Source organism: Brevirhabdus sp., assembly GCF_052826345.1.
Map to the genome: position 1 here is coordinate 1 of NZ_JBRBUA010000075.1, position 15,616 is coordinate 15,616.

General features: G+C 65.9%; 18 protein-coding genes and 1 tRNA gene. 14 read left to right on the forward strand and 5 right to left on the reverse strand.

All coding sequences use genetic code 11. The features are described from left to right. Positions 1-10: 10 nt before the first annotated feature. The 3 genes from ACU0BR_RS09405 to miaB form a co-directional block, all read right to left on the reverse strand. Complete coding sequence (locus ACU0BR_RS09405) at positions 11-310, reverse strand: hypothetical protein (protein ID WP_446156581.1); 300 nt, start codon at positions 308-310, stop codon at positions 11-13. Between the two features lie 13 nt (positions 311-323). Further along, entirely contained in the window at positions 324-947 is a 624-nt protein-coding gene (locus ACU0BR_RS09410; protein WP_446156582.1) for an OmpA family protein, read from the reverse strand. Positions 948-1,160: 213 nt separating this feature from the next. Beyond that, a complete protein-coding gene (gene miaB / locus ACU0BR_RS09415) occupies positions 1,161-2,525 on the reverse strand; it encodes a tRNA (N6-isopentenyl adenosine(37)-C2)-methylthiotransferase MiaB (protein WP_446156583.1) in 1,365 nt (454 codons plus the stop codon). Between the two features lie 199 nt (positions 2,526-2,724). Between miaB and ACU0BR_RS09420 the strand changes: the two genes are divergently transcribed. After that, on the forward strand, positions 2,725-3,591 hold the full coding sequence (locus ACU0BR_RS09420; protein ID WP_446156584.1) for a hypothetical protein: 867 nt from the start codon (positions 2,725-2,727) through the stop codon (positions 3,589-3,591). A 45-nt stretch (positions 3,592-3,636) separates the two neighbouring features. Here ACU0BR_RS09420 and irrA read toward each other — a convergent pair whose 3' ends face one another. After that, positions 3,637-4,053, reverse strand: a complete 417-nt coding sequence (gene irrA / locus ACU0BR_RS09425) for an iron response transcriptional regulator IrrA (RefSeq protein WP_446156585.1) — start codon at positions 4,051-4,053, stop codon at positions 3,637-3,639. Positions 4,054-4,232: 179 nt separating this feature from the next. Here irrA and fabA point away from each other — a divergent pair, with 179 nt between their 5' ends. From fabA to ACU0BR_RS09490, 13 genes are all read left to right on the forward strand, one after another. Further along, positions 4,233-4,745, forward strand: coding sequence for a bifunctional 3-hydroxydecanoyl-ACP dehydratase/trans-2-decenoyl-ACP isomerase (fabA, locus tag ACU0BR_RS09430; protein WP_446156586.1), 513 nt, complete (start codon positions 4,233-4,235; stop codon positions 4,743-4,745). A gap of 26 nt (positions 4,746-4,771) precedes the next feature. Beyond that, a complete protein-coding gene (gene fabB, locus ACU0BR_RS09435; RefSeq protein ID WP_446156587.1) occupies positions 4,772-5,998 on the forward strand; it encodes a beta-ketoacyl-ACP synthase I in 1,227 nt (408 codons plus the stop codon). Between the two features lie 6 nt (positions 5,999-6,004). Next, complete coding sequence (locus tag ACU0BR_RS09440; protein WP_446156588.1) at positions 6,005-6,796, forward strand: enoyl-ACP reductase FabI; 792 nt, start codon at positions 6,005-6,007, stop codon at positions 6,794-6,796. Between the two features lie 216 nt (positions 6,797-7,012). Continuing rightward, positions 7,013-7,702 carry a haloacid dehalogenase type II gene (locus ACU0BR_RS09445; RefSeq protein WP_446156589.1) on the forward strand — a complete coding sequence of 230 codons (690 nt, stop codon included), beginning with the start codon at positions 7,013-7,015 and terminating at the stop codon, positions 7,700-7,702. Between the two features lie 29 nt (positions 7,703-7,731). Then, complete coding sequence (locus tag ACU0BR_RS09450) at positions 7,732-8,523, forward strand: alpha/beta fold hydrolase (RefSeq protein ID WP_446156590.1); 792 nt, start codon at positions 7,732-7,734, stop codon at positions 8,521-8,523. Next, the gene (locus ACU0BR_RS09455; protein ID WP_446156591.1) at positions 8,520-9,500 is read left to right on the forward strand and encodes a threonine ammonia-lyase; all 981 of its coding nucleotides are present in this window, start codon (positions 8,520-8,522) and stop codon (positions 9,498-9,500) included. Before ACU0BR_RS09450 ends, ACU0BR_RS09455 begins: the two co-directional genes overlap by 4 nt. A gap of 47 nt (positions 9,501-9,547) precedes the next feature. After that, positions 9,548-10,717: a 4-hydroxybenzoate 3-monooxygenase gene (gene pobA, locus ACU0BR_RS09460; protein ID WP_446156592.1), complete on the forward strand. Its 1,170-nt coding sequence runs from the start codon at positions 9,548-9,550 to the stop codon at positions 10,715-10,717. Next, entirely contained in the window at positions 10,717-11,505 is a 789-nt protein-coding gene (gene pcaD / locus ACU0BR_RS09465; protein ID WP_446156593.1) for a 3-oxoadipate enol-lactonase, read from the forward strand. The genes pobA and pcaD overlap by 1 nt, the downstream gene beginning before the upstream one ends. Beyond that, a complete protein-coding gene (gene pcaC, locus ACU0BR_RS09470) occupies positions 11,498-11,878 on the forward strand; it encodes a 4-carboxymuconolactone decarboxylase (RefSeq protein ID WP_446156594.1) in 381 nt (126 codons plus the stop codon). Before pcaD ends, pcaC begins: the two co-directional genes overlap by 8 nt. Next, complete coding sequence (gene pcaH / locus ACU0BR_RS09475) at positions 11,875-12,594, forward strand: protocatechuate 3,4-dioxygenase subunit beta (RefSeq protein WP_446156595.1); 720 nt, start codon at positions 11,875-11,877, stop codon at positions 12,592-12,594. The genes pcaC and pcaH overlap by 4 nt, the downstream gene beginning before the upstream one ends. 2 nt (positions 12,595-12,596) lie before the next feature. Then, the gene (gene pcaG / locus ACU0BR_RS09480; protein WP_446156596.1) at positions 12,597-13,211 is read left to right on the forward strand and encodes a protocatechuate 3,4-dioxygenase subunit alpha; all 615 of its coding nucleotides are present in this window, start codon (positions 12,597-12,599) and stop codon (positions 13,209-13,211) included. A gap of 43 nt (positions 13,212-13,254) precedes the next feature. Beyond that, positions 13,255-14,094: a 3-keto-5-aminohexanoate cleavage protein gene (locus ACU0BR_RS09485; protein ID WP_446156597.1), complete on the forward strand. Its 840-nt coding sequence runs from the start codon at positions 13,255-13,257 to the stop codon at positions 14,092-14,094. A gap of 4 nt (positions 14,095-14,098) precedes the next feature. After that, positions 14,099-15,430: a lyase family protein gene (locus ACU0BR_RS09490; protein ID WP_446156598.1), complete on the forward strand. Its 1,332-nt coding sequence runs from the start codon at positions 14,099-14,101 to the stop codon at positions 15,428-15,430. A gap of 70 nt (positions 15,431-15,500) precedes the next feature. On the opposite strand, the gene ACU0BR_RS09495 is transcribed toward ACU0BR_RS09490, so the two are convergent. Beyond that, positions 15,501-15,577: transfer RNA gene (locus ACU0BR_RS09495), tRNA-Met, on the reverse strand. Between the last annotated feature and the right edge of the window lie 39 nt (positions 15,578-15,616).

The window sequence follows — 15,616 nt, forward strand, 5'->3', positions numbered from 1 at the left end:
CCGGTTCAGATCAGATCGGGTCGGGAAAGGCGCTGCCGCCCTTGAAGTTGCCGATCGCATAGCCCGGAGGCGCGGATCCCGAACACACGGGCTTGCCGTAATCGTCGAGCCGCTGCGACAGGTACCCCTCGACGCCATCGTCGATGATCCAGTGATCGCAGCCGTTCGGGTCGATCCAGATCCCCGCCTGAAGCTGGCTGAGATCCTTGCTGTCGTAGAAACGATCGACCGTCTTGTTGGTCTTGTTGGTCACGCAGCCCGACAAGAGCGCCGCCGCGGACAGAAGCAGAATACCTTTGGTGATGGTCATGACTTCCCCCCCCTTAACGGATGCACATAATTTCGACACGACGGTTCTGGAAGCGGCCCTGCGGTGTCGCGTTGGTCGCCTTGGGCATCCGTTCGCCGAAGGTGCGGATATCGGCGATACGCGCCCCCAGCCGTTTGCCGTAGAGCGCCACCGTGTTGGCGCGGTTGAAGCCGAGCTTGAGGTTATAGGCGTCGCTGGCACGGCTGTCGGTGTGGCCGATCACCACGAAGGCCGTCGCCTTGGCCGTGCGGAAGAAATCGTCCAGCACCTGACGGCCGCGCGCGTTCAGCTGGTAGCTGTCGGTCGCGAAATTGGTATCGGTGTTCAGCGTCATGCAGGCGTTGCCGCGGTTGCACACGGGCTTGCCGTCCCGGGTGACGTTGGGCGTCATGTACCCTTCGGCACCGTCGTCCATCACCCAATGCTGGCACCCGTCGGGGTCGACCCAGATCGTCGGCTTGTAGCGTTCCGCCTGGACGGTGACCTTGCGGCCGTTGTTCTGGAACTTGCGATGGACATGGGGCCCCAGTTCGGGCCGCTCATCCGCAGAGGCCGGCGCGACCGGCGCCACGATGGCGAGCAGCACGCCAAGAGCCGTCCCCCCGATCACCTTGCGAAGCGTGTTTGAAATCCTCATCTGCACAACATTTTCCTTTGTCAAAACCCACAGGATTACGACACGCGAAGGTCCCCACTCACTCCGCTCGTCACTATGCCCAAATCTTAACAAATTTCGGGGGGTTGTGAAGAAATAATTACTATATTTAGTTGCTTATGCCGCAACATTGCACAACCGCGCCGCGCATTGTTGCCGGTTGGCGCCTGCTGACGATCGAATCGCCGCGAAATCTCAAGTTTCGACAAGTTCGCCGGCCAGCGAATTCGTCGAGGTCGCCATGATTCTGACAGATTTCACCTGCGACAGGAAACTGTCCGGGGCGGTCACGTGAACAGCGTGCAGATAGTCCGATTTTCCCGTCAGCTGCCCCGGCATCCGTCCGCGCCGTTCGAACAGGACCTTGACCGTGCGCCCCACCATCGCATCCTGCGCCTGCCTTTGCTGTTGGGTCAACAGCGCCTGCAACCTTTGCAGCCGTTCGTCCTTGACCGCCTCTTCGACCTGCGCGCGTTCGGCGGCGGGGGTGCCGGGCCGGGTCGAGTATTTGAACGAATACGCCTGGCCGAATCCCACCTGGCGCACCAGGTCCAGCGTCTGTTCGAAATCCGCGTCGGTTTCGCCGGGGAAACCCACGATGAAATCGCCCGACAGCATCAGGTCGGGGCGCGCCGCGCGGATCTTTTCGATCAGTTCGAGATAGGCGGCGGCGGTGTGCTTGCGGTTCATCGCCTTGAGAATCCTGTCCGATCCCGACTGCACCGGCAGATGAAGATAGGGCATCAGCTTGTCGCAATCGGCGTGTGCCGCGATCAGGTCGTCGCCCATGTCGTTGGGGTGGCTGGTCGTGTAGCGGATACGCTCCAGCCCGTCGATTTCGGCAAGCGCGCGGATCAGGCGGGCCAGCGTCCAGTCGCCCCCTGCCGCCCTGTTCCCCGCCGTGCCCCCCGCCGCGACCCCGGCCGCCGCGCCGTGATAGGCGTTGACGTTCTGGCCCAGCAGCGTCAGCTCGCGCACGCCGCGCGCCACAAGATCGCGGGCTTCTTCGAGAATGCGCTCCGCCGGGCGGCTGACCTCGGCGCCGCTGGTGTAGGGCACCACGCAAAAGGCGCAGAACTTGTCGCATCCTTCCTGCACCGTCAGAAAGGCCGACGGCGCGCGCTTCATCCGCGGGCGCGTGCGGAGCGTGGCGAACTTGTCCTCTGCGGGAAAATCGGTGTCCAGCGCCTTTTCGCCCGCCTGCACGCGGGCCTCCATCTGCGGCAGGCGGTGATAGCTTTGCGGCCCGACCACCAGATCGACCATCGGCTGGCGCCGCATGATCTCCTCGCCCTCCGCCTGTGCCACGCAGCCCGCGACACCGATCTTCAGATCCGGGCGGGCGATCTTCAGCGGCTTCATCCGGCCCAGTTCGGAATAGACCTTTTCGGCCGCCTTTTCGCGGATGTGGCAGGTATTCAGAAGGATCATGTCGGCATCCTCGGCCCGGTCGGTGCTGTCGTAGCCCTGACCGCCCAGCGCCTCCGCCATGCGTTCGCTGTCGTAGACGTTCATCTGACAGCCATAGGTCTTGATAAAGACTTTCTTGCGTTCCGACATGCGACAGTACCTTTCGAGGATCAGATCCGGGGCTTACCGAAATCGGCCGCGACCTGCAACGCGCAGCAAGCCGGGGTTGATATGCCGCGCCCTTTGGCACATTCAGATTTCCACGGGCAGAAAACCCCGGGGCACGCAGCAGGCCCGGAAACGGGGACAGGCCCAAAAACGGAGTCGGGCCCGAAAACGGAGACAGGCGATGCGATACGGCGATCTGGACGGGTTTATTTCATCGACCCTGCCAAAGACGATCAAGGGCCCGCTGGCGATGATCTTCGTCGAGGATCTGCTGGAGGTCGATTCGACCCTGCGCCATCACATGGACCTGGGGTTCCACGAGATCGCCCTTTTCGCGCCGACCGAACTGACCCTGCCGCGCGATCTGGCCGAGGCCGTGCACCGCATCGATTTCCATTCCGCCCGCCAGCGCCCCGTCGATCTGATCAACCGGATCATCGCGGCCGCGCCGGACATCTGGATGTATTACTGCTTCAACGCGGAATACCTGTTCTTTCCCTTCTGCGAGACGCGCAGCGCGCGCGAGATGCTGTCCTTCACCACCGAGGAACGCCGCGATTCCGTGCTGTGCTACGTGATCGACCTATACGCCGGCGATCTGGTCGCGAACGAAAGCGCGGTCTCGCTGACGGAGGCCTATCTGGACCGCTCGGGCTATTACGCGCAATCGCGGCTGGATCCGGCGAACCACAACCATCCGCTCGAACGGCAGCTGGATTTCTTTGGCGGCTTGCGCTGGCGGTATGAGGAACACATCCCGCAGAGGCGGCGCAAGATCGATCGCATCGCGCTGTTTCGGGCGCAGCCGGGGCTGCACCTGCGCGAGAACCACACCTTCAACATCGAGGAATACAACACTTTCGCCTGCCCCTGGCACAACAACGTGACGGCGACGATCTGTTCGTTCCGCACCGCCAAGGCGCTGAAGCTGAACCCGGGGTCCACCTATGACATCAGCGATTTCCGCTGGCGCAACTCCGCCAGGTTCGAATGGAATTCACAGCAGTTGATGGATCTGGGCCTGATGGAACCCGGCCAGTGGTTCTGAACGCCTGAGCGGCACCATGCGGGGGCATGCCGGGGCTGGGCGCGGCTAACTGCGGCGCAGCCTGATCACCACGTCGACCTTGGCGATTTCCATCCCCTCGGGCGGGTCCGGCAGATCGGAGATCCGCAGCTGGTCGGCGGCGGCATCGGTCAGCGTACCGCTGTCTTCCCAGTAGAAATGCGGATGATCGTCGACGCGGGTGTCGAAATAGGATTTCGTGCCGTCCACGGTCACCTCCTGCATCAGCCCCGCATCGCAGAACGTCCGCAGCGTGTTATAGACCGTGGCCAGCGACACTTTTTCCCCGGCGCCATCGGCCGCGGCGAAAAGGCTTTCGGCGGTGACGTGGCGGTTCTGCCCGTCGCCCACGAGCAGCGCCGCCAGCGACAGGCGCTGGCGTGTCGGACGCAGACCCGCCTGAGCCAGCCATTCCGCTCCGTGCTGAAGTCTCTGAGGGGTCATGCCGTTCTCTTGTGCCACACAGCACCTATATAGGGGGCGGGGCGGCGAAGTTTCAAATGATTTCCGCTGCTCCCCGGCCCGTTTCGCAGGCTGGGCGGGGCCCAGCGCCCTTGCCAGCTTGCGAAGCCCGGTGATAGAGGAAACGAAGATCGCATGACTAAATCAAGAGGCTAGGCCGCATGGCAGATTTCCCGACGAGCTTTGACAAGGATGGTTTGCTGGCCTGCGCGCGCGGCGACCTGTTCGGTCCGGGCAATCCGCAGCTGCCGGAACCGCCGATGCTGATGATGGATCGGATCACCGACATCTCTGCGGACGGCGGCGAAAATGGCAAGGGTCATGTCGTGGCCGAATTCGACATCACCGAGGATCTGTGGTTCTTCGCCTGCCATTTCCCCGGCGACCCGGTGATGCCGGGCTGTCTGGGACTCGATGCGCTGTGGCAGCTGACCGGGTTCAACCTGGGCTGGCGCGGCATGACCGGGCGCGGGCGCGCGCTGGGCGTGGGCGAGGTCAAGTTCACCGGCATGGTCACCCCCTCGGTCGAGATGGTCACCTATCACATCGACTTCACCCGCGTCATCGACCGCAAGCTCAAGCTGGGCATCGCCAACGGGCGGATGCTGGCCGACGGGCAGGAAATCTACACGGCCGAAAACCTGAAGGTCGGACTTTTCAAGGACGAGGAATAGGCCCCCGAGGCCGAAGGAGGACGCGTATGCGCCGAGTCGTCATTACCGGTATGGGCATTGTCTCGCCCATCGGGAACAACGCAGCAGAAGTCACCGAAAGCCTGCGCCAGGGCCGTTCGGGCATCCGGGCGGAGCCCGAGTACGCCGCGCACGGCTTTCGCAGCCAGGTGGCGGGCATCCCGCAGATCGACCTGGTGGCCAGCATCGACAAGCGCCAGCTGCGCTTCATGGGGCCGACGGCGGCCTATGCCTATCTGTCGATGGAACAGGCCATCGCCGACAGCGGGCTGGAACCGCATGAGGTCAGCAACGAGATGACCGGCCTGATCGCGGGATCGGGCGGGCCGTCGACGTCGAACCTCTTCGACGCGCATAAGATCGTGGTGGAAAAGGGCGCGCCCAAACGGATGGGCCCCTTCATGGTCACGCGCTGCATGTCCTCGACCGTCTCGGCCTGCCTGGCCACGCCCTTCAAGATCAAGGGCATCAACTATTCGATCACCTCCGCCTGCTCGACCTCGGCGCATTGCATCGGCAACGCGGTCGAACAGATCCAGCTGGGCAAGCAGGATGTCGTCTTTGCCGGCGGTGGCGAAGAGGTCGACTGGACCCTGTCGTGCCTCTTCGACGCGATGGGCGCGATGAGCTCCAAGTACAACGACACGCCCGAAACGGCCTCGCGCCCCTTCGACGCCACGCGCGACGGATTTGTCATCGGCGGCGGCGGCGGCATCGTGGTGCTGGAGGAACTGGAGCACGCGAAGGCCCGCGGCGCGAAGATCTACGCCGAGGTCACCGGCTACGGCGCCACCTCGGACGGGCACGACATGGTCGCGCCTTCGGGCGAGGGCGGCGAACGCTCGATGCGGCTGGCCGTCAAGGATCTGGGCGATCGCCGCGTCAGCTACATCAACGCGCATGGCACCTCGACCCCTGCGGGCGACGTGACCGAGGTGGAGGCCGTGCGCCGCGTCTTCGGCCGGGGCAGCACACCGCCCATCAGCTCCACCAAGTCGCTGACCGGCCATTCGCTGGGCGCCACCGGCGTGCATGAGGCGATCTATTCCCTGCTGATGCTGGAGAACGATTTCATCGCGGCCTCGGCCAATGTGACCGAGCTGGATCCGGCCATCGACGCGGGCGAGATCGCGACGACGCGCGTGGACAATGCGGGCCTCGATACGGTGCTGTCCAACAGCTTCGGCTTCGGCGGCACCAATGCGACGCTGGTGATGAGCAAATACAACGGATAGGCCGCGATGAACGATCTGATGAAGGGCAAGCGCGGGCTTGTCATGGGGGTGGCCAATGACCGCTCCATCGCCTGGGGCATCGCGCGCGCGCTGCATGCCGCGGGGGCCGAGCTGGCGTTTTCCTACCAGGGCGAGGCCTTCGGCAAGCGCGTCGTCCCGCTGGCGGCCAGCGTCGGGTCGGATATCCTGATCGACGTCGATGTCACCAACGACGCCTCGCTCGACGCGGCCTTCGCCACCCTGCAGGACCGCTGGGGCGAACTGGATTTCGTGATCCACGCCATCGCCTATTCCGACAAGACCGAGCTTGCCGGGCGCTTCGTCAACACCACGCGCAGCAACTTCCGCAACTCGTTGACGATTTCATGCTATTCGCTGATCGATGTGGCGCGCCGTGCGGCGCCCATGATGGCGGCGGGCAGCTCGATTCTGACGCTGACCTACCAGGGCTCGAACGCGGTCACGCCACATTACAACGTCATGGGCGTGGCCAAGGCGGCGCTGGAGTCCTCGGTTCGCTACCTTGCCAACGATCTGGGCCGCGACGGCATCCGGGTGAACGCGATCTCTCCGGGTCCGATGAAGACGCTGGCCGGGGCCGCCATCGGGGGGGCGCGAAAGACCTTCCGCCACACCGAGGAAAACGCCCCGCTGGGCACCAATGCGACGCTCGAGGCGGTGGGCGGCGCCGCGGTGTATCTGGCCTCGGACCTCGCGGCCTGCACCACCGGCGAGATCGTGCATGTCGACGGCGGCTACCACATTCTCGGAATGCCGCAGGCCGAAAACCTGCACTGAGGCCGACACGCCTCCGGCGGGGATATTTCAGACCAGAAGAACCACGCGCCGTTTCTTCTGCGTTTTCTTCTGGTCTTCAAATATCCATGCCATGCCCCCTCCGCCGCGCCGGGTCCGGGTCCGGGGCCGGACTGGGGCCGGGCGATGCCGCACCCTTTCGTCCGTCTTGCGGCTGTGCCATCGTGCGCCCACGTCACGTCAAGAGGACCCCACCCGATGCCAATCACGACCTGCGTCTTCGACGCCTACGGAACACTTTTCGATGTATCGGCGGCGGCCCGTCAGGCCGCGGCCGAGACGGACCATCGGGAATTCGCCGCGCGCTGGCAGCAGATCGCCGTCGATTGGCGGCTGAAGCAACTGCAATATTCTTGGCTGCGGGCCGTCACCGACACGCATGACGATTTCTGGCAGGTCACGCAGGACGGGCTGGACTGGGCATTGGAAGCGGCGGGGCTGCAAGAAGATCAGGCCCTGCGCCAGCGGCTGCTGGACCTCTATTGGGAGCTGTCGGCATATCCGGAGGTCTCCGACATGCTGGCCCGGCTGAAAGGCAGCGGTTTCGCAACCGCGATCCTGTCGAACGGCTCGCCGCGGATGCTGGAGGGCGCGGTGCGCTCATCGGGACTGGAGGAGATGCTGGACCATGTGCTGTCGGTGGAAAGCGTCGGCGTGTTCAAGCCGCATCGCTCGGTCTACGATCTGGTCGGCAAGAAGATGGGCTGCAAGCCCGCCGAGGTGTTGTTTGTCTCCTCCAACGGCTGGGACGCCGCTGCCTCCTCGGGGTATGGGTTCAACACGGCCTGGGTCAACCGCGCGGGCGAGCCCGTCGATCGCCTGCCCTGGCGGCCGGACGAAATCCTGAACGACCTGAGCGGCATTCCGGCGCTGGCGGCGCGCCTGTGATCGCGCGCTTCGCCGCCTCGGACGGGGTGATGTTGGCCTATCGGGACGAGGGGCGGGGCCTGCCGCTGATCTGCCTGCCGGGCCTCACGCGTGACGGAACCGATTTCGACGATCTCGTGCCGCATCTTCCGCCGCTGCGGCTGATCCGCCCCGACTATCGCGGGCGAGGCCGCTCGACCTGGGCCGATCCCGCCAGTTACACGATCCCGGTGGAGTTGCGCGACGTGCTGGAGTTGATGGATCACCTGGGCGTGGACCGGGCGGCGGTGCTGGGCACCTCTCGCGGGGGGCTTATCGCGATGGCGATGGCCGCCACGCACAAGCACCGCCTCGCGGGGGTTTGCCTCAACGACATCGGGCCGGAGCTGGACCCCCGGGGGCTGGGCAAGATCATGGGGTATCTCGGACGCGATCCCGCTTTTGCCGACCGGGCGCAGATGGCGGCGGCCATGCCGGCGCTGATGCCGGAATTCGGCGCCGTGCCCGCCGGCCGCTGGGCCGCGCATGTCGCGCGCGTCACGCGCGAAACCGACAGCGGGCTGGCGATCACCTATGACCCGCGCCTGCGCGACGCGGTAGAGGCAGGCGCCGCGCAACCCGCCCCGGATCTGTGGCCGCTGTTCGATGCGCTTTCGGGCCTGCCGCTGGCGCTGATCCGCGGCGCGAATTCGGACCTTTTGTCTGCCGCGACTGCCGCGGAAATGCGGCGCCGCAGGCCGGACATGATCCATGCCGAAGTCCCCGGGCGCGGCCACGTCCCCTTTCTGGATGAACCCGAGAGCCTGGCCGCGATCCGGGCCTTTCTGAAGGTAGTGCAATGAACATCGAAATGATCGAGGCCGCCGCGCTGCGGCTGCAAGGGCACGCACGGCTGACGCCGATCCTGTCGTCGCCCTTTCTGGACGACATCGCCGGGCGGCGGGTGCTGGTCAAGGCGGAATGTCTGCAACATACCGGCTCGTTCAAGTTCCGCGGTGGTTGGTCGGCGGTATCGGCGCTGGACCCTGCCGCGCGCGAGACGGGAGTCATCGCCTATTCGTCGGGCAACCATGCGCAGGGCGTCGCGCTGGCCGCGCGGCGGCACGGGGTGCGGGCGGTGATCATCATGCCCGATGACGCGCCCGCGGTGAAAATCGAGAACACCCGCGCCCTGGGGGCCGAAGTGGTGCTTTACGACCGCGACACCGAAGACCGCGACGCGATCGGCACCACCCTGGCGGCGCGCGACGGTCTGCATCTGATCAAGCCGTTCGACGATCCGCAGGTGATCGCGGGACAAGGCACCGTGGGGCTGGAATTGGCCTGGCAGCTGCGCAACGAATCGCTCGAGGCCGCGGATGTGCTGGTGTGCTGCGGTGGCGGCGGCCTGACATCGGGCATTGCGCTGGCGCTTGAGTCCCGTGCGCCGGCGCTTTGCGTCCGCACGGTGGAGCCCGAGGGGTTCGACGATACTGCCCGATCCCTGGCCGCCGGGGACATCTGCACAAACGCGCGCAGCTCGGGCAGCCTGTGCGATGCCATCGTCACCCCCCACCCAGGAGAGCTGACCTTTCCGATCATGCAGCGGCTTTGCGGATCGGGCCTTGTCGTCACCGAGGACGAATGCCTCAAGGCGATGGCCGCGGCGTTCGAGCGGTTGCGGATCGTGCTGGAACCGGGCGGCGCCGTGTCGCTGGCGGCCGCGCTTTTTCATCCGGCCGAACTCAGCGGCGACACGGTCATCGCCGTGGCCACCGGCGGCAATGTCGACCCGGCGCTTTTCGCCCGCGCCATCGAGGGCGGGACATCCGGTGGCTGAAATTGTAAACTGGACCCCGCAAGAAGCCGAGCCGGGGAGGAGCCATCTTGCGGACACAGGTTTGCATTATCGGCGGCGGGCCTTCCGGGTTGCTGCTGTCCCAGATCCTGCACCGCGCGGGTATCGACACGGTCGTGCTGGAACGCAAGAGCCGGGACTACGTGCTCGGCCGGATCCGGGCGGGCGTGCTGGAATGGGGCACGGTCGAGCTGTTGCGGTCCGCCGGTGTGGGCGCGCGGATGGATGCCGAAGGGTTTGCGCATGACGGCACCTTCCTTGCGTTGCAGAACCGCGGGTTTCGCATCGACTTCCGGCAGCTGACCGGCAAGCAGGTGATGGTTTACGGCCAGACCGAGGTGACGCGCGATCTCTATGACGCCCGCGCGGCAGCGGAGGGCAAGATCCTGCACGGGGTCGAAGGCGTGACGCTGCACGATCCGGACGGCGACGCGCCCTTTGTCAGCTACGTTCTGAACGGCACCGAGCATCGCGTCGATTGCGATTACATCGCCGGGTGCGACGGCTTTCACGGCGTCAGCCGCACCAGCGTCCCCGCCGCTGTGCGCAAGGAATATGAACGGACCTATCCCTTTGGCTGGCTCGGCATCCTCAGCCAGACGCCGCCCGTCAGCCATGAGCTGATCTACGCGAACCATGCCCGCGGCTTTGCGCTGTGTTCCATGCGCAACCGGCACCTCAGCCGTTACTACATCCAGGCCCCGCTGGACGACCCGATCGAAAAATGGACCGACGACAGGTTTTGGGACGAGCTGCGCCGCCGGATCCCGGATGATGCCGCCCAAAGCCTCGTGACCGGCCCTTCGGTCGAAAAATCCCTGGCACCGCTGCGGTCGTTCGTGGCAGAGCCGATGCGCTGGGGGCGGCTGTTTCTGGTGGGCGATGCGGCGCATATCGTGCCGCCCACCGGGGCCAAGGGGCTGAATCTGGCGATGTCGGATGTGCACTACCTCAGCCGTGCGCTGATCGCCTATTACCGCGACCGCGACGTCGGCGGCATCGACCGCTACGCCGCCACCGCGCTGGCCCGCGCCTGGAAGGCGATCCGCTTTTCCTGGTGGTTCACCACGACGATGCACCGCTTTCCCGACCAGTCGGAGTTCGACCAGCGCATTCAGGAAAGCGAGCTGGAATATCTGGAACATTCCGCCGCCGCGCAGACCGTGCTGGCGGAAAACTACATAGGGTTGCCATATTGATGCAGACGGTCAAGCTCGACGATATCAACGTTCATTTCCGCGACGAAGGCGATCCCGACGGCGCGCCGGTGGTCTTTGCCAATTCGCTGGGCACCGATCTGCGGCTGTGGGATCAGGTGGTGCCGCTGCTGCCTGACGGGCTGCGGCTGATCCGCTATGACAAGCGCGGCCACGGCCTGAGCGATGTGCCGCCCGCGCCCTACAAGATGGGCACGCTGGTGGGCGATGCGGAACGGCTGCTGGATCACCTGGGCGTGCGCAATTGCCTGTTCGTCGGCCTGTCGATCGGCGGGCTGATCGCGCAGGGGCTGGCGGTGAAACGCATGGATCTAGTCCGCGCGATGGTGTTGTCTAACACCGCCGCCAAGATCGGCACGCCGCAGCTGTGGCAGGACCGGATCGACGCCATCGCCCGCGACGGGCTGGCGCCGATGGCCGACACGGTGATGCAGCGCTGGTTTTCACCCCGTTTCCGCGACGGCGATGCCTTGCCCGCCTGGCGCAACATGCTGGTGAACACGCCCGTGCAGGGGTATATCGGCTGTTCCGCCGCGATCGCGGGCTGCGACATGATCACCCCCACCAGCGGGCTGCGCCTGCCCACGCTGGCCATCGCCGGTTCGGAAGACGGCGCCACCCCGCCGGATCTGGTGCGCGAAACCGCCGCGCTGATCCCCGGATCGCGTTTCGAGCTGATGCGCGGCGTGGGGCATCTGCCCTGCGTCGAGGACCCGGTCGGCTATGCCGCGCATCTGACCCGCTTTCTGAAAGCGACCGGCCATGTCTGAACGCTATGATCTGGGCATGGATATCCGGCGCCATGTGCTGGGCGACGCCCATGTCGACCGCGCCGAAGCGGCCAAGACCGAATTCGACGCGCCTTTCCAGACCATGATTGCCGAAGGGGCCTGGGGCACCGTCTGGGCCTCCGACGGAATCACGCTGCGCGAACGCTCGATGCTGACACTCGCGCTGCTGGCGGCCACCGGCAATTTCGACGAGATCGCCATGCACATCCGCGCCACCGCGAACACCGGCGCCAGCAAGCGCGACGTGCTGGAGGCGTTCCAGCACGTCGCCGTCTATGCGGGCGTGCCGCGTGCCAACCGCGCGCTCAAGATCGCCAAGCAGACCTATGCCGAGATGGAGGCCACGCGATGAGCAGCTATCACGCGCGCGATCGCGCGTGGCATCCGCCCGCCCAGACGCCGGGCTACAAGACCTCGATCGCCCGCGCCCCCGGGCGCGCGCCGCTCGCCTTTCCCACCACCCTGTCGGAGGAAACCGGACCCGTCTTCGGGCATGATATCCTCGGCAGGCTCGACAACGATCTGATCCTGAACCACGCCAAAGGCGGCGAAAGCGCGATCGGGCCGCGCATCGTGGTATCTGGCCGTGTTGTGGATGAAACCGGCCGCGGCGTGCCGGATGCCCTGATCGAGGTGTGGCAGGCCAACGCGGGCGGACGCTATCGCCATGCCAAGGAAGGCTACCTGGCACCGCTCGACCCGAATTTCGGCGGCTGCGGTCGTACCATCACGGATGAGGCGGGCAACTACGAGTTCCGCACCGTTCAACCCGGCCCCTACCCCTGGCCCAACGGACCCAACGACTGGCGCCCGGCGCATATTCATTTCTCGGTCTTCGGCCGCGCCTTTGCACAGCGTCTGATTACCCAGATGTATTTCGAGGGTGACCCGATGATCCCGCTCTGCCCGATCGTGCGCACCATCGCCTCCGACGCGGCGGTCGAACGGCTGATCGCGCGGCTGGACATGCGCGCGGCGATCCCGATGGATGCCCGCGCCTATCGCTTTGATATCGTGCTGCGCGGCGCGCGCCAGACGGTCTTCGAAAACCGGATGGAGGGGCTTTGAGGATGCGCCACCCCGACCCCCTGAAGGAAACGCCCTCGCAGACCGCGGGGCCATATGTGCATATCGGCTGCACCCCGAATTTCGCCGGGATCACCGGCGTCTATGCCGAGGATCCGGGCACAAGGATGACGAACGACCGGACCCGCGGTACGCGCATCACGGTGACGGGCCGGGTGCTGGACGGCACCGGCACGCCGCTGCGCGATGCGCTGGTCGAGATCTGGCAGGCCGATGCGGATGGGCTTTACCCGTCGCCCGCCGAACGCCGCGGAACCGCCGATCCGAACTTTACCGGCTGGGGCCGGTCGCCCGGGGACATGCAGACCGGCGAATTCCGCTTTGACACCATCAAGCCCGGCGCCGTGCCCTTTCGCGACGGCCGCATGATGGCCCCTCACATCGGGTTCTGGATCGTCGCGCGGGGGATCAACCTGGGCCTGCACACGCGCATGTATTTCCCCGACGAGCCTGCCGCCAACGCCGCCGATCCGATGCTGTCGAGCATCGAGCATCAAAGCCGGGTGCCCACGCTTGTCGCGCGAGACGAGGGCGATGGCGTCTATCGGTTCGACATCCGCCTGCAAGGAGAGGACGAGACGATCTTCCTCGACATCTGATCCGCCGCCCCATCCGCGCCCCAACACCCGAAAGGTGACCGACATGGCCTCTTCTGCGAAACCCTGCATCATTTGCGTGGCGATCACCGGATCGCTGCCCCGCAAGGAAAACAACCCCGCCGTGCCGATCAGCATCGCCGAGCAGGTCGAATCCACCCAGCAGGCCTTCGAGGCGGGCGCCAGCATCGCGCATTGCCATGTGCGCAACGACGATCAGACGCCCTCCTCCGACCCGGAGAAATTCGCCCGCCTGATGGAAGGGCTGAAAAAGCACTGCCCGGGCATGATCGTGCAACTGTCCACCGGCGGGCGGTCCGGCGCGGGCCGGGAACGTGGCGGTATGCTTCCGCTGCGCCCCGACATGGCGTCGCTTTCGGTCGGGTCCAACAATTTTCCGACGCGCGTGTATGAAAACCCGCCCGAACTGGTGGACTGGCTGGCGGCCGAGATGCTCCGCCACGACGTCAAGCCGGAGATCGAGGCCTTCGACCTCAGCCATATCCTGCAAGCGCTGGCCATGCAGCGCGACGGGCGGCTTGCGGGACCGCTCTATGTGCAGTTCGTCATGGGGGTGAAAAACGCGATGCCCGCCGACAGGGCCGTTTTCGATTTCTACGTCGAGACGATGAAAACCCGTGCCCCCGACGCGGAATGGTGCGCCGTCGGGATCGGCGCCGCGCAGCTGCAGCTCAACGAATGGGCGATCGCGGCGGGCGGCCATACCCGCACGGGCATGGAAGACAACGTACGGCTGGACCGCGACCGGCTGGCCCCGTCCAACGCGGCGCTGGTACAGCGCGCGGCAGAGCTGTGCGAGAAATACGAACGCCCGGTCGCGGACTGGAGGCAGGCGCGCGCCCTCCTCGGTCTGGCGGAGGGCTGACGCGATGCCTGCCTCTCCGCTCGACAGCGCCATCTACCGCGACCTCTTTCTCGACCCCGAGGCCGCGCCGCTGTTCACCGACAGCGCCGAAGTGCGCGCCATGCTGTTGGTCGAGGGCGCATTGGCCCGTGTTCAGGGGGAGCTGGGCCTCATCCCGGAACTCTCCGCGACCGCCATTCACCGCGCCTCGATGGAATTGCAGATCGACCCCGCCGGTCTGGCCGCCGAAACCGGGCAAAGCGCGGTCGTCGTGCCCGCGCTGGTCAAGGCCTTCCGCGATGCGATGCAGGCGCCGGAACATGCGCAATACGTGCATTGGGGCGCGACATCGCAGGATATCATGGATACCGGGCTGGTGCTGCGGCTGCGCCGGGTCCTCGCACTGCTCGAGACGCGGCTGGCGGATCTGATCCGGGCCCTGGGCCTTCTGGCCGATGAACATGCCACGCTGCCGATGGCCGGGCGCACCTATGCGCAGATCGCCACGCCTGTCAGCTTTGGCGCGGTCGTGGCCAGCTGGGGCGCGCCCCTGCTGCGCCTGCATGGCCAACTGGACGGGCACCGCGACGCCGTCTGCCAGGTCAGCCTGTCGGGCGCCGCCGGAACCTTGTCGGCACTGGGCGACCAGGGCCCCGCAACCCGCGCCGCGCTGGCCCGGGCCCTCGACCTGCGGGACCCCGGCGCCAGCTGGCACGGCACCCGCGACGCCTATGCCGGGATATGCGCCTGGATGACGCAAATCACGGCGATACTGGGAAAAATGGGCGAAGACCTGATCCTGCTCGGGCAAAGCGGCATGAGAGAGGTGACCTTGGGCAAAAGCGGCGGTTCCTCGACCATGCCGCAAAAGCAGAACCCGGTGCAGCCGTCGCTGCTGTCGTCGATCGCGCGCCAGGTCGTGGCGCTGAATTCGGTCATGCAAGGCGCGGCCGTGCATCGCCAGCAGCGCGATAGCGTCGCCTGGCTGACGGAATGGATGACGCTGCCGCAGCTGTGCCTGCTGTCCTCGCGCGCCGTTGCCGTGGGTCTCGATCTTGCGCGCAACATAGCCCCCGATCCCGCCCAGATGGCCGCCGGCATCGAGGCCGAAGGCGGCCTGATCTACGCCGAACCGCTGTCCTTCGCCCTGGCCGCCCATATGCCGCGCCCCGAGGCCCAAGCGGCCGTGAAAGCACTGTGTCTCGAGGCCAGGTCATCCGGCAAGACACTAGCCCGCTTGACAGAAGCGCGCTGGCCGGATCTGGCGCTGGACCAGGTGTTCGCGGCCTCGGCGCAGCTTGGGTCCGCCCCCGCCGATGCGCGGGCCTTCGCCGCACGGGCGCGTATGGTTGGGTGATCCTTCCCCAAGCCAAGGCGATGCGGAGGTAGGATTTGCACGGCCTTTTTTCGGGTATTTCTGCGGATTTTGGTTGCGGGGACAGGATTTGAACCTGTGACCTTCAGGTTATGAGCCTGACGAGCTACCGGGCTGCTCCACCCCGCGACGCTTATTCTGCGCTACCGCCCGGATGGCTACTTGAGC

What these genes read in the sequence shown, in the direction of transcription:
- miaB (WP_446156583.1), bottom strand. Translation starts at nt 2,525, where the DNA reads ATGTCGGAACGCAAGAAAGTCTTTATCAAGACCTATGGCTGTCAGATG.
- pcaC (WP_446156594.1), top strand. Translation starts at nt 11,498, where the DNA reads ATGTCTGAACGCTATGATCTGGGCATGGATATCCGGCGCCATGTGCTG.
- irrA (WP_446156585.1), bottom strand. Translation starts at nt 4,053, where the DNA reads ATGACCCCTCAGAGACTTCAGCACGGAGCGGAATGGCTGGCTCAGGCG.
- ACU0BR_RS09490 (WP_446156598.1), top strand. Translation starts at nt 14,099, where the DNA reads ATGCCTGCCTCTCCGCTCGACAGCGCCATCTACCGCGACCTCTTTCTC.
- ACU0BR_RS09445 (WP_446156589.1), top strand. Translation starts at nt 7,013, where the DNA reads ATGCCAATCACGACCTGCGTCTTCGACGCCTACGGAACACTTTTCGAT.
- ACU0BR_RS09405 (WP_446156581.1), bottom strand. Translation starts at nt 310, where the DNA reads ATGACCATCACCAAAGGTATTCTGCTTCTGTCCGCGGCGGCGCTCTTG.
- fabA (WP_446156586.1), top strand. Translation starts at nt 4,233, where the DNA reads ATGGCAGATTTCCCGACGAGCTTTGACAAGGATGGTTTGCTGGCCTGC.
- ACU0BR_RS09455 (WP_446156591.1), top strand. Translation starts at nt 8,520, where the DNA reads ATGAACATCGAAATGATCGAGGCCGCCGCGCTGCGGCTGCAAGGGCAC.
- ACU0BR_RS09420 (WP_446156584.1), top strand. Translation starts at nt 2,725, where the DNA reads ATGCGATACGGCGATCTGGACGGGTTTATTTCATCGACCCTGCCAAAG.
- ACU0BR_RS09485 (WP_446156597.1), top strand. Translation starts at nt 13,255, where the DNA reads ATGGCCTCTTCTGCGAAACCCTGCATCATTTGCGTGGCGATCACCGGA.
- pcaG (WP_446156596.1), top strand. Translation starts at nt 12,597, where the DNA reads ATGCGCCACCCCGACCCCCTGAAGGAAACGCCCTCGCAGACCGCGGGG.
- pcaD (WP_446156593.1), top strand. Translation starts at nt 10,717, where the DNA reads ATGCAGACGGTCAAGCTCGACGATATCAACGTTCATTTCCGCGACGAA.
- fabB (WP_446156587.1), top strand. Translation starts at nt 4,772, where the DNA reads ATGCGCCGAGTCGTCATTACCGGTATGGGCATTGTCTCGCCCATCGGG.
- pcaH (WP_446156595.1), top strand. Translation starts at nt 11,875, where the DNA reads ATGAGCAGCTATCACGCGCGCGATCGCGCGTGGCATCCGCCCGCCCAG.
- ACU0BR_RS09450 (WP_446156590.1), top strand. Translation starts at nt 7,732, where the DNA reads ATGTTGGCCTATCGGGACGAGGGGCGGGGCCTGCCGCTGATCTGCCTG.
- ACU0BR_RS09410 (WP_446156582.1), bottom strand. Translation starts at nt 947, where the DNA reads ATGAGGATTTCAAACACGCTTCGCAAGGTGATCGGGGGGACGGCTCTT.
- ACU0BR_RS09440 (WP_446156588.1), top strand. Translation starts at nt 6,005, where the DNA reads ATGAACGATCTGATGAAGGGCAAGCGCGGGCTTGTCATGGGGGTGGCC.